Below are 13363 nucleotides of genomic sequence, written 5' to 3'. Positions count from 1 at the left end.
GGCTGTGTGATTTACTGCTTCAAACTACTGATTTTGTGGATCAGGAGTATCTTTATTATTGCTTGTAGTTGGCAATGTAAAGAAAGACGACATCGCACTACCTAAATCATCAGCTGCATTATCCTTCGCTTGACTTGCAGCTCCAGCCACCTCTTCGAATGGATTTTCAACAACACTCGATGAGCTTGACGACATATCCGACGAACCCATGGAGCTAGATGCATTTGATGCTGCTTTTCTAGCTAGGTGATATGCAAGTCCAGTACCTGCTGGAATTAAACGACCAACGATAACGTTCTCTTTAAGTCCGTTAAGTTTATCGCGTTTACCGATAATCGCAGCTTCTGTTAGAACGCGAGTTGTCTCTTGGAACGATGCCGCAGAGATAAATGAGTCAGTAGACAAGGAAGCCTTAGTAATACCTAGAAGGACATTTTCGTAAGTGGCTTCACGTTTACCTTCTTCACGCATGCGATCATTTTCATTTAAAAGCACCGCACGCTCAACTTGCTCTCCAGGGATGAAATCAGTATCGCCTGCATCAACAATATTTACGCGACGAAGCATTTGACGAACAATCACTTCGATATGCTTATCATTGATTTTTACACCTTGTAGACGGTAGACATCTTGCACTTCGTTCACAATATATTGAGCAAGTGCTTCGATACCTTTAAGTCTCAAGATATCGTGTGGGTCGGGAGGTCCGTCAACGATAAGTTCACCTTGGTTTACAACTTGACCATCGTGAACAAGAACTTGTTTCTCCTTAGGAATCAGGATTTCGTGCTCTTCACCATCTACTTTAGTAATGATTAGACGTTGCTTACCCTTAGTTTCCTTGCCGAAGGAAACATTGCCAGTGACATCAGCAAGCACACCAGCATTTTTCGGAGAACGAGCCTCGAAAAGTTCAACAACGCGAGGTAGACCACCTGTAATATCGCGTGTTTTCTGAGATTCTTGAGGGATACGAGCTAAAATCTCACCCACGTCTACATCTTGGCCATCACGCACAGTAATCAAGGCACCCACTGGGAATGTAATATTTACTGGATGTTCAGAACCAACGATTTTTACCTCTTCGCCGCTATCATTTAGAAGCTTAATCTGCGGACGAAGAACGCTTTTACCTGTGCGAGTTTTTGGAGTAATCACAACTAGAGTTGACAGCCCCGTAATCTCATCCACTTGTTTGGCAACGGTTACGCCTTCTTCGATATTTTCGAATTTCACGCGACCTTTATACTCAGACACGATAGGACGTGTTAACGGATCCCATGATGCAAGCTGTGCACCAGCATTTACTTGATCGCCGTCACCAACTAAAACGGTAGCACCGTAAGGAACTTTGTGGCGCTCTCTTTCGCGATTTTGATCATCATAAACAACAATCTCACCTGAACGTGAAATCGCAACTCGCTCTTTCTTCGCATTCGTTACATAACGCATAGAGCCAGCAAAGCCGATGCGACCAGCTGATTTAGTTTCAACAGCGGAAGCTAGTGAAGCTCGAGATGCGGCACCACCAATGTGGAAGGTACGCATGGTAAGCTGAGTACCAGGCTCACCGATTGATTGAGCTGCAATTACGCCTACAGCTTCACCGCGATTTACTAAATAGCCACGACCTAAATCGCGTCCATAGCAATGTGCACAAAGACCATGACGTGTTTCGCAAGTAAGCGGAGTGCGAATCTTAACTTCGTCAATACCAAGTTTATCGATAAGTTCTACTTTATCTTCATCTAGCAATGTGCCTGCAGGGATGGCAACTTGTTGCGTTTCAGGATCAAGAATATCCAACGCAGCAACCCGTCCTAATACACGATCGCGAAGAGGCTCAATAACATCACCACCTTCAACAAGTGCTTTCATCACATAACCATTGCTTGTACCGCAATCTTGTTCAGTAATTACTAAATCTTGAGTAACGTCCACTAGACGACGAGTTAAGTAACCTGAGTTCGCTGTTTTAAGAGCAGTATCGGCAAGACCTTTACGAGCACCGTGAGTTGAGATGAAGTACTGTAATACGTTTAGACCTTCGCGGAAGTTAGCGGTAATTGGAGTCTCAATAATGGAACCATCTGGTTTAGCCATCAGACCACGCATACCAGCAAGCTGACGAATTTGAGCCACAGAACCACGAGCACCCGAGTCCGCCATCATATAAATAGAGTTAAATGACTCTTGAGTAAGTTCATCACCGAATCTATCGATAACAGGTTCAGTTGACAATGTCTCCATCATTTTCTTACCAACTTTATCGCCTGCTTTACCCCAAATGTCGACCACATTGTTATAACGCTCTTGAGCCGTTACAAGACCTGAAGAGTATTGATTGTCGATCTCTTTAACTTCGGCTGCAGCTTTTGCAAGAATTTCTTCTTTCTCTTTTGGTATGACCATATCGACCATAGCAATCGAAATACCTGCTTTAGTTGCAAGACTGAAACCAGATTGCAGCAGTTTGTCCGCAAAAATAACAGTATCACGAAGACCGCAACGACGGAACGACTGATTAATTAAACGAGAAATCTCTTTTTTCTTCAGTGCTTTATTAAGAACACTAAATGGCAAGCCTTTTGGCAATATTTCCGACAACAACGCACGACCCACTGTAGTTTGGAAACGTTTAAGTTGCGGCACGTAATTTCCATTCTCGTCTTTTGAGTATTCATTTAGTCGTACAGTTATGCGAGATTGTAGTCCAACGTCTCCGTTATTATATGCACGTAACATCTCTTGAATATCAGAGAAGAACATGCCCTCGCCCTTACCGTTAATACGTTCTCGAGTAGCATAATATAATCCCAATACCGTATCTTGAGAAGGTACGATTGAAGGCTCACCACTTGCTGGAAACAACACATTATTAGAGGCAAGCAATAGAGTGCGAACTTCCATTTGAGCTTCAAGTGAAAGCGGTACGTGAACAGCCATTTGGTCACCGTCGAAGTCGGCGTTAAATGCCGCACAAACCAACGGATGAAGTTGAATAGCTTTGCCCTCAATTAATTGCGGCTCAAACGCTTGAATACCAAGTCTATGTAGAGTTGGTGCACGGTTTAACATTACAGGGTGTTCACGAATAACTTCAGCCAAGATATCCCATACCTGTGGATCTTGACTCTCAACCATACGTTTAGCTTCATTGAAGTTTTTCGCAATACCAAGCTTATATAAACGGTTGTGAATAAAAGGTTTAAACAACTCAAGAGCCATCAATTTCGGCAGACCGCATTGATGAAGTTTAAGTTGAGGACCAACAGTAATTACCGAACGGCCTGAGTAGTCAACACGTTTACCAAGAAGGTTTTGACGGAAACGACCGTTTTTACCCTTGATATTATCTGCCAATGACTTAAGTTGACGTTTGTTTGCACCAGTCATCGCTTTACCGCGACGACCATTATCTAGCAAGGAATCAACTGCCTCTTGAAGCATACGTTTTTCGTTACGTATGATAATTTCTGGAGCAGTTTTAAGCTCGAATAAACGTTTAAGTCGATTATTACGGTTAATAACGTTTATATAAAGCTTATTAAGATCTGATACTGCAAATCTTCCGCCATCAAGTGGTACCAATGGTCTTAAGTTAGGTGGCAATACTGGCAATACTTCCAATATCATCCACTCAGGTTTAATTCCTGATTTTTGGAAACCTTCTATTACTTTTAGACGCTTAGAGATTTTCTTAACTTTTGCTTCAGACTTAGTTACTTCTAATGCTTCGCGTAATGTCTCTACTTCTTTATCTATATCGATGGTTTGGAGAAGCTCACGAATCGCCTCTGCACCCATAGAAGCTTCAAATTCATCACCATATTCTTCTGTGCGGCGATCATACTCTTCAGAAGTCATGATTTGCCCACGTTTTAATGGGGTCATACCAGGGTCAGTAACGCACCATGCTTCAAAATACAACACGCGTTCAATATCACGCAATGTCATATCAAGCACCATACCTAGACGAGAAGGCAAGCTTTTTAAGAACCAAATATGTGCAACTGGACTTGCTAGTTCGATATGACCCATGCGTTCACGACGAACCTTAGACTCAGTTACTTCAACACCGCATTTTTCGCAGATTACGCCACGATGCTTTTTACGTTTGTACTTACCGCATGAACATTCGTAATCTTTGATAGGACCAAAGATTTTTCCGCAGAATAAGCCATCGCGCTCAGGTTTAGATGTGCGATAGTTAATTGTTTCTGACTTACGAACTTCACCGTAAGACCAAGAACGGATTTTATCTGGTGAGGCAATACCAATTCGAATTGAATCGAATTGATCTTTGCTGTTGGATACTTGTCCGTAAAGGTTAAGAATACCTTTCATTACTGTTTACCCTCCAACTCCATATCAAGACCAAGTGACCTGATCTCTTTAACAATTACATTGAATGATTCTGGCATACCTGCATCGATAACGTGATCGCCTTGGATAATGTTGCGATTAACGTTGTTACGACCTTCCATATCATCTGATTTTTCTGTGAGCATTTCTTGAAGTGTAAATGCTGCACCATAAGCCTCAAGTGCCCACACCTCCATCTCACCGAAGCGCTGACCACCAAACTGAGCTTTACCGCCCAATGGCTGTTGAGTAACAAGTGAGTACGAACCTGTAGAACGAGCATGCATCTTATCGTCTACCAAATGGTGTAGTTTCAAGTAGTGCATATAACCGATGGTTACTGGTCTTTCAAAAGGTTCACCAGTGCGTCCATCTATCAAATAAGCTTGAGTACGAGAATCTGTAAGCTTCAATTTCTCTTTAATATCATCTGGATAAGCAAGCTCTAGCATGCCATTAATCTCTTCTTCAGTAGCACCGTCAAACACAGGAGTTGCAAACGGTATACCATCTTTAAGATTATGTGCCATTTCTATGATTTGCTCATCAGTCAATTCTTTGAGAGATTCCGATTTACCAGTGCTGTTATACACTTTTTCTAAATATTTACGAATCTCAGAAGCTTGATTTTTACGCTCTTCAGCCAGCATGTCAGCAATACGTTGTCCAATACCTTTAGCTGCCCATCCAAGATGAACTTCAAGTACCTGACCCACGTTCATACGCGAAGGCACGCCTAAAGGGTTTAGAACGATATCTGCTGGTGTTCCATCTGCCATATGAGGCATATCCTCTACTGGCAATATTCTTGATACCACCCCTTTATTACCGTGGCGGCCTGCCATTTTATCTCCAGGCTGTAGACGACGTTTAACAGCAAGGAAAACTTTAACCATCTTGCGAACGCCTGGTGGTAATTCATCACCTTGAGTAAGTTTTTTCTGTTTTTCTTCAAAACGTACATCAAATTCTTGACGTTTTTTCTCTATTGAATCTTTTGCTTGCTCGAGAATAACAGCTACGTCTTCATCTACAGGACGAATATCAAACCAGTCCCATGTTGGAAGATTTTCTAAATAATCTTCCGTAACTTTCGCACCTTTTGCTAATGAATTTGGACCACCATTTGCTTTAGTACCTATAAGCACTTTACGTAAACGGTTGAACATATCTTTCTCAACAATTCGAAGTTGAGAATCTAGATCTTGACGATAACGACGTAATTCTTCTTCAATAATTGATTGTGCACGTTTATCTCTTTCTACACGTTTACCTGTAAGAACTTGAACATCGATAACAGTACCAACCATACCTGATGGCACGCGTAAAGAAGTATCTTTAACGTCTAAAGCTTTATCTTGGAAGATTTCACGAAGCAACTTAGTTTCAGGGCTTTGTTGAGTCTCACCCTTAGGTGTTACTTTTCCTACTAATACATCGCGTGCACGAACTTCAGCACCGATATGTACAATACCAGATTCATCCAATCTATTGATTTGTTCAGCAGCTAAGTTAGGAATATCTCGAGTAATCTCTTCATCACCTAATTGAGTTTCACGGGCAACAACTGATAGTTCCTCAATATGAACTGATGTGTATCTGTCGTTTGCGATTACTTTTTCGGAAATAAGAATCGAGTCCTCAAAGTTATAACCATTCCATGGCATAAATGCGATAAGCATGTTTTGACCAAGTGCAAGTTCTCCCAGGTCAGTTGACGCACCATCTGCAATAACATCACCGCGTTCAACAATATCACCTTTCTTAACGATTGGACGTTGATTGATATTTGTATTTTGGTTTGAACGAGTGTATTTAGTTAAGTTATAAATATCTACACCCACACTACCTGATTTGCTTTCATCATCGTTAACGCGAATTACGATACGCTCTGAATCTACAAAGTCAACTTGACCACCACGAGTAGCTTGAACAGTAGTACCTGAGTCAACCGCTACTGTTCGCTCAATACCTGTACCTACCAATGGTTTTTGAGGTCTTAAGCAAGGAACAGCTTGACGTTGCATGTTTGCACCCATAAGTGCACGGTTTGCGTCATCATGCTCAAGGAACGGAATCAATGAAGCCGCAACTGAGACGATTTGTGAAGGTGCAACGTCAATATATTCAACCTTATCTGGTGACATAAGCATAGTCTCACCAGCTTGACGGCACGCAATCAAATCATCTATGAATTTACCTTTAGCATCAAGATTTGCATTCGCCTGAGCAATAACATATTTGCTCTCTTCAATAGCCGATAAATAATCAATCTGATCTACTACACGACCATTTTCTACTTTACGATATGGAGTTTCTAAGAAACCATATTCATTTTGGCGAGCATATAGAGCCATAGAGTTAATCAAACCAATGTTTGGACCCTCTGGAGTTTCGATTGGGCATACACGTCCATAGTGAGTTGGATGCACGTCACGAACCTCAAACCCAGCACGCTCACGTGTTAGACCACCTTGACCCAAAGCAGATACACGACGTTTGTGCGTAATTTCTGACAATGGATTTGTTTGATCCATAAATTGTGATAATTGGTTAGAGCTAAAGAACTCTTTGATTGCAGAAGAAATCGGTTTTGAATTAATCAAATCATTTGGCAATAAATTCTCAGACTCTGCATGTCCAAGATGCTCTTTAACAGCTCTTTCTACACGGACTAAGCCAGAACGAAATTGGTTTTCAGCCAACTCACCTACACAACGAACACGACGATTTCCTAAATGGTCAATATCATCTATTTCTCCGCGACCATTACGTAAATCAACAAGAGTTTTGATGGTATCTAAAATATCTTCGTTAGTTAAAGTAGTAGGGCCTTTAACAGTGTCACGACCTAATCTTCTATTAACTTTCATACGTCCGACAGCAGATAAATCGTAAGTATCTGCGTTATAGAACATACGGTTAAATAAAGACTCTACAGCATCGTCTGCAGGCAATTCGCCTGGACGCATCATTTTATAAATAGCTTTACGAGCCGCAGTTTGATCTAGTGTCTCATCAATAGCCAATGTAGAAGAAATATAAGCTCCATGATCTAGCTCATTGGTAAATAGAGTTTCGAACTCTTTAATTGAAGCTTTGCGTAACTGAGCTAGAACTGATTCAGTTATTTCTGTATTAGACTGAACAAGAATTTCACCTGTTTCTTCATCAATAATTGTTTTGGCAATGATTTGTCCTACCAAATAGTCATCTGGTACGGGTAACTTAGTTAATTTTGCAGCTGCAATATCACGCAAATGTTTTGAATTGATACGTTTGTCCTTAGGAACGATAACATTACCTTTTTTATCGACGATATCAAAACGCGCAACTTCACCTTTTAGGCGTTCAGGCAAGAAATTTAGAACCGCACCATCATCTTTAAGTTCATATTTTGAGAACTCAAAGAATGTGCTCAAAATATCATCGCTAGTCATGCCAATCGCTTTAAGCAATATAGTAACAGGCATCTTGCGACGACGGTCTATACGGAAATATAGGTAATCTTTATGGTCAAACTCAAAATCAAGCCATGAGCCACGATAAGGAATAACACGGGCAGAAAATAGCAGTTTGTTAGAGCTGTGGTTTTTACCTTTATCATGCTCGAAAAACACACCAGGCGATCTATGCAATTGAGATACGATAACGCGCTCAGTACCATTAATGATAAATGAACCGTTATCTGTCATCAAAGGCAAATCGCCCATATAAACTTCTTCTTCTTTTACCTCTTTAACAGTAGGCTTGCTAGCTTCTCTATCTAATATTTCAAGACGAACTTTTGCATAAAGTCCAGAGTAATATGTAAGTCCGCGTAATTGGCATTCTTTAACGTCAAACTGCGGCTCTTTAAGAACATAACTTACAAATTCTAACCTTGCCGATCCATTATTACTTTCAATTGGAAAAATCGACTTAAATGCCGCTTGCAGGCCAATTTCCGCCCTTTTTGATGGCGTTAAATCTTTCTGCAAAAAACTACGATAAGATTGAATTTGTGTTTCTAAAAGGTATGGTACGTCCTGAACGACTTGTCGCTTAGCAAAACTTTTGCGGATACGTTTCTTTTCAGTAAACGAGTAAGACATGCTCTCTCCGACCCCGAAGGTTCAAAAATTAATAGATATGGGTAGACCCCCATAAGGCACAGCCAAATAAATATACGGCTTTTAAAAAAGACACTTAAGAACTAAGCTTGCTGCGGAATCACAGCTAAAAATGCGTTTTTCAAAAGGCACAAAAACCCGAAGAGGCACAAAGTCCCTTCGGGTACCCATAAATTGGATTATTTAAGTTCGACTTTAGCGCCAGCTTCTTCAAGTTTTTTCTTAGCAGCTTCAGCGTCAGCTTTAGCAAGACCTTCTTTAAGAGGTTTTGGTGCACCATCAACAAGATCTTTAGCTTCTTTAAGGCCAAGACCAGTGATTTCACGAACTGCTTTAATAACATTAACTTTAGAAGAACCAACTTCAGCAAGTACTACTGTGAACTCAGTTTGTTCAGCAGCACCAGCACCGCCTGCATCACCGCCACCTGCAGCAGGTGCAGCAACAGCAACTGCAGCCGCAGCAGCAGATACGCCAAATTTTTCTTCCATTTCTTTGATTAATTCAGATAATTCAAGCACAGACATCGCTGCGATTGCATCTAGGATTTCAGCTTTAGTAGCCATAATATAAGAACTCCAAAATAAAAATTAAAAATAAATACCCAGGTAATAATTGCCTATCACTTCCAACTAAGCTGCTTCTTTTTGATCTCGAACAGCAGCAAGTCCGCGAACGAACTTAGTAGGAACTTCATTAAGCGTACGCACAAATTTCGCGATAGGAGCTTGCATAGTACCCATAAGCTTAGATAACAACTCTTCTCGTGACGGCATAGTAGCAAGTTGCTTAATGCCATTACTATCAAGAACTGAACCTGGTAATGCACCTGCTTTAAGAACAATTTTGTCGTTCTCTTTAGCAAAGCTTGAAAGTACCTTAGCTGCGGCAACAGGATCTTTACTAATTGCATAAATTAGAGGACCAACTAACTTGTCTTCTAATTGTTGGAAATTAGTATCCTTAATTGCACGTGTAACTAAAGTATTTTTCAGGACACGTAAATAAACGCCTGATTCGCGTGCTTTTTTGCGCAATACAGTGACAGAGGCAACGTCAATACCACGATATTCGGCAACAACAATCGATTGTGCTTCTGACAATTGAGCAGAAATTTCATCGATTACTACTTGTTTTTCATTCCGATTTAAACTCACGGTTTGAACACTCCATCTAAAAAACACTCGGGGTTTCCCCTTCATGCTACCTATAATGCGGCGTACTTCCTGGTAGAGCTCATAAATGAATTCTTCCATGGGACGAACGCCATCTACGCGGGATCTAGCTAACTAGTTTTAAGATTTTGAACTGCATGCAGTCTAAATCTCCTGCGGTCTTTGACGGCAACACTCAGAGCACTTACTGAGTGCAGCCCAAAGTTCTTTAATTATTTGAAGCTGATAAAGAACCAACCTCAACCTTAGCTCCGCCACCCATAGTTGATGACACAGCTAATTTACGTAAATAAATACCTTTTGCAGCAGCAGGACGAGCTTTATTAAGTGCGTCAACTAATGCAAATAAGTTTTCTTGTAATTTCTCAACATCAAATGATGCACGACCGATAGTGGCATGAATAATACCTGCTTTGTCGGTACGATATTGCACTTGACCTGCTTTAGCATTCTTAACTGCTGTAGCAACATCAGGAGTTACAGTACCAACTTTAGGGTTAGGCATAAGTCCACGTGGACCTAAAATTTGACCTAATGTACCTACAACACGCATAGTGTCAGGTGAGGCAATGACTACGTCAAAATTAATATTTCCGGCTCTAATGTCTGCCGCTAAATCATCTAGTCCTACGATATCCGCACCAGCTGCTTTAGCTTGTTCAGCTTTTTCGCCTTGAGCAAACACAGCTACGCGTACAGTTTTTCCTGTTCCAGCAGGCATAACTACAGAACCACGAACTAACTGATCAGATTTCTTAGGGTCGATACCAAGTTGAACTGCCACGTCAATAGACTCATCAAATTTTGCAGTTGCTGTTTCTTTAATTAAAGCTAAAGCTTCAGAAACAGGATAAAGTTTATTGCGATCGATTTTTGAAGCAATCGCTGCAGTACGTTTTCCTACTTTAGCCATTATTGTTCTCCCTCAACAGTGATACCCATACTACGTGCACTTCCTGCAATAGTTCTAACTGCAGCATCAAGATCAGCAGCTGTTAAATCAGGTTCTTTTGTTTTTGCGATTTCTTCAGCTTGAGCACGAGTTAATTTACCCACTTTATCTAAGTGAGGGCGAGATGACCCCTTTTGAACACCAGCAGCTTTCTTAATAAGAATAGTAGCTGGCGGAGTTTTCATAATAAACGTAAATGATTTATCTGCATATGCAGTAATCACTACAGGAATTGGAAGTCCTGGCTCCATGCCTTGAGTTTTAGCATTAAAAGCTTTGCAGAATTCCATAATATTAAGACCACGTTGACCTAATGCAGGGCCAATCGGTGGCGATGGATTTGCTTTACCAGCTGGCACTTGCAGCTTGATATAGCCTACGATTTTTTTAGCCATAAAATATCTCCTTGCGGGTAAATCGCTCTAAGAGCTCCCCGGGGTTACATAAAACAAGTCTAAAAGACTAAATACCTTCTTTTTCGACTTGACTGAAATCAAGTTCAACAGGGGTACTACGACCAAAAATCATCACAATTACTGTGACACGATTCTTCTCGTAATTCACCTGATCAACTACACCATTAAAATCGGCAAATGGTCCGTCTTTAATACGGAGAGTTTCACCAACTTCAAAAAGCACTTTAGGACGTGGTTTTCCGCCACCTTCCTCTAAATTAGAAAGAAGTGAATCAACTTCTTTTTGAGGGATTGGAGATGGTTTAGAATTTGATCCACCACCTAAAAACCCTGTGACACGATTGGTACTTTTAACAAGATGCCATGTGTCGTTATTAAATTCCATTTCAACCAGAATGTAGCCAGGAAAAATCTTTCTTTGACTAACACTTCTTTTTGAACCACGAGTTTCAACAATTTCTTCAGTAGGAACCAATATGCGGCCAAAATACTCTTGCATTCCAGCTTGTTCAATTCTCTCTTGAAGAGCCGCATGAACTTTCTTCTCCATACCTGAAAATACATGCACTACATACCAACGTAAACTCATGATTAATTCCACCCTAAAGTGAGACCATAAATAATCCACACTAAAAGCTTATCTATAATCCAAAGCAAAATAGCCATCACAGCTGAGAAAGCAAATACAACCCCAGTCATCTGAAATGTCTCTTTTCTAGATGGCCAAGTAACTCTTTTTAATTCGTTATATGCTTCTCTAGCAAAAGCAATTGTGCTTTTACCTTTAAAACTACTAAGAAATAGAACTAATGCAATAATTGCACCCCCCACAAACATACCTATCCTTGCAATAAGAGGATATTCTGTGAAGTATGAATAAGCGAAAATGCCAGCTATTAAGCATAAGACAGCGATGGCAAGTTTAGCTTTATCTCCTGGTTGTGCAACAGTTTCTATTTGGTTGTTATTAGTTGACATATAATGAACTTTGTCTACTTAGTGAGTGGCAGGGGCAGTAGGAATCGAACCTACAACCTTCGGTTTTGGAGACCGACGCTCTGCCAATTGAGCTATACCCCTATTTTTATAAAAACTAACAGTGGCTATGTGAAAACACATGCCACTGCTAAGCAATCAGTATAAATCTAATGCTTACTTAGTGATTTTAGCTACAACGCCAGCACCAACCGTACGACCACCTTCACGGATAGCGAAGCGAAGACCTTCTTCCATCGCAATCGGGCTGATTAGCTCAACGTCCATCGATACGTTATCGCCTGGTAGTACCATCTCTTTATCCGCTGGCAATGTTATCGCTCCTGTCACATCCGTTGTACGGAAGTAAAACTGCGGACGATATCCTTGGAAGAATGGTGTATGACGGCCACCCTCTTCTTTAGATAGAATATACACCTCTGCTGAGAAGTTAGTGTGTGGCTTGATTGTGCCTGGTTTTGCTAACACTTGACCACGCTCTACGTCTTCACGTTTTGTACCACGAAGTAGTAAGCCCACGTTATCCCCTGCTTGACCTTCATCAAGTAGCTTGCGGAACATCTCTACACCTGTACATGTAGTCTTAGCTGTCTCACGAATACCTACAATCTCAATCTCTTCGCCTACTTTAATCACACCACGCTCAATACGGCCTGTAACCACTGTACCACGACCTGAAATTGAGAACACGTCCTCTACTGGCATCAAGAATGTTCCATCTACCGCACGCTCTGGTGTTGGAATATATGTATCCAAAGCTTCTGCTAATTTTAGAATCGCTTCTTTTCCTAGTGGACCTTCGTCTCCCTCTAGAGCTAACTTAGCTGATCCTTTAATAATCGGTGTGTCATCACCTGGGAAATCATATTTAGATAAAAGCTCACGAACTTCCATCTCTACTAACTCTAATAGCTCCTCATCATCTACCATGTCCGCTTTATTTAAGAACACGATAATATAAGGTACGCCTACCTGACGTGATAAAAGAATGTGCTCACGTGTTTGTGGCATAGGACCGTCTGCTGCTGAGCATACCAATATCGCTCCGTCCATCTGTGCAGCACCTGTAATCATATTTTTTACATAGTCAGCGTGCCCTGGGCAGTCTACGTGTGCATAGTGACGTGTTGCTGTCTCATACTCTACGTGTGCTGTATTAATAGTAATACCACGTGCTCTCTCCTCTGGAGCAGCATCAATCGCTGAATAGTCTTTCGCTTCACCACCGTACATCTTAGACAATACAGTCGTAATCGCTGCTGTCAATGTTGTTTTTCCGTGGTCTACGTGACCGATTGTACCTACGTTAACGTGTGGTTTGGTACGTTCAAACTTCTCTTTAGCCAT

Annotated in this window: 9 protein-coding genes and 1 tRNA gene; all 10 read right to left on the bottom strand. The window is 41.1% G+C overall.

Going from position 1 to position 13363, the window contains the following annotated elements; genetic code table 11:
* Positions 1-24: 24 nt before the first annotated feature.
* On the bottom strand, positions 25-4347 hold the full coding sequence (gene rpoC / locus T432_RS0106855; RefSeq protein ID WP_028884686.1) for a DNA-directed RNA polymerase subunit beta': 4323 nt from the start codon (positions 4345-4347) through the stop codon (positions 25-27).
* Positions 4347-8459 carry a DNA-directed RNA polymerase subunit beta gene (gene rpoB, locus T432_RS0106850; protein WP_028884685.1) on the bottom strand — a complete coding sequence of 1371 codons (4113 nt, stop codon included), beginning with the start codon at positions 8457-8459 and terminating at the stop codon, positions 4347-4349. Before rpoB ends, rpoC begins: the two co-directional genes overlap by 1 nt.
* Before the next feature lie 197 nt (positions 8460-8656).
* Positions 8657-9046, bottom strand: coding sequence for a 50S ribosomal protein L7/L12 (rplL, locus tag T432_RS0106845; RefSeq protein ID WP_144312782.1), 390 nt, complete (start codon positions 9044-9046; stop codon positions 8657-8659).
* Positions 9047-9109: 63 nt separating this feature from the next.
* Positions 9110-9634 (bottom strand): 50S ribosomal protein L10, encoded by a 525-nt coding sequence (gene rplJ, locus T432_RS0106840; protein WP_014112187.1) that lies wholly within the window; start codon positions 9632-9634, stop codon positions 9110-9112.
* A gap of 226 nt (positions 9635-9860) precedes the next feature.
* Positions 9861-10565 carry a 50S ribosomal protein L1 gene (gene rplA / locus T432_RS0106835; RefSeq protein WP_015551969.1) on the bottom strand — a complete coding sequence of 235 codons (705 nt, stop codon included), beginning with the start codon at positions 10563-10565 and terminating at the stop codon, positions 9861-9863.
* Positions 10565-10999, bottom strand: a complete 435-nt coding sequence (rplK, locus tag T432_RS0106830) for a 50S ribosomal protein L11 (RefSeq protein ID WP_013521787.1) — start codon at positions 10997-10999, stop codon at positions 10565-10567. Before rplK ends, rplA begins: the two co-directional genes overlap by 1 nt.
* 67 nt (positions 11000-11066) lie before the next feature.
* Complete coding sequence (gene nusG / locus T432_RS0106825) at positions 11067-11609, bottom strand: transcription termination/antitermination protein NusG (RefSeq protein ID WP_014112189.1); 543 nt, start codon at positions 11607-11609, stop codon at positions 11067-11069.
* Between the two features lie 2 nt (positions 11610-11611).
* Positions 11612-11998, bottom strand: coding sequence for a preprotein translocase subunit SecE (secE, locus tag T432_RS0106820; RefSeq protein ID WP_015551970.1), 387 nt, complete (start codon positions 11996-11998; stop codon positions 11612-11614).
* Between the two features lie 26 nt (positions 11999-12024).
* Positions 12025-12100, bottom strand: a tRNA-Trp gene (locus tag T432_RS0106815).
* A 72-nt stretch (positions 12101-12172) separates the two neighbouring features.
* Positions 12173-13363, bottom strand: a complete 1191-nt coding sequence (gene tuf, locus T432_RS0106810) for an elongation factor Tu (RefSeq protein WP_013521790.1) — start codon at positions 13361-13363, stop codon at positions 12173-12175.

The sequence above is a fragment of the Taylorella asinigenitalis ATCC 700933 genome (assembly GCF_000687755.1).
Lineage (GTDB): Bacteria > Pseudomonadota > Gammaproteobacteria > Burkholderiales > Burkholderiaceae_B > Taylorella > Taylorella asinigenitalis.
The sequence above is the reverse complement of the archived record's forward strand: the minus strand, read 5'-3'. Positions and strand labels throughout refer to the sequence as shown.

Bases quoted from the DNA above. Each gene is read 5' to 3' on its own strand.
- nusG (WP_014112189.1), bottom strand. From the start codon at position 11,609: ATGAGTTTACGTTGGTATGTAGTGCATGTATTTTCAGGTATGGAGAAG.
- secE (WP_015551970.1), bottom strand. From the start codon at position 11,998: ATGTCAACTAATAACAACCAAATAGAAACTGTTGCACAACCAGGAGAT.
- rplK (WP_013521787.1), bottom strand. From the start codon at position 10,999: ATGGCTAAAAAAATCGTAGGCTATATCAAGCTGCAAGTGCCAGCTGGT.
- rpoB (WP_028884685.1), bottom strand. From the start codon at position 8,459: ATGTCTTACTCGTTTACTGAAAAGAAACGTATCCGCAAAAGTTTTGCT.
- rpoC (WP_028884686.1), bottom strand. From the start codon at position 4,347: ATGAAAGGTATTCTTAACCTTTACGGACAAGTATCCAACAGCAAAGAT.
- rplA (WP_015551969.1), bottom strand. From the start codon at position 10,565: ATGGCTAAAGTAGGAAAACGTACTGCAGCGATTGCTTCAAAAATCGAT.
- tuf (WP_013521790.1), bottom strand. From the start codon at position 13,363: ATGGCTAAAGAGAAGTTTGAACGTACCAAACCACACGTTAACGTAGGT.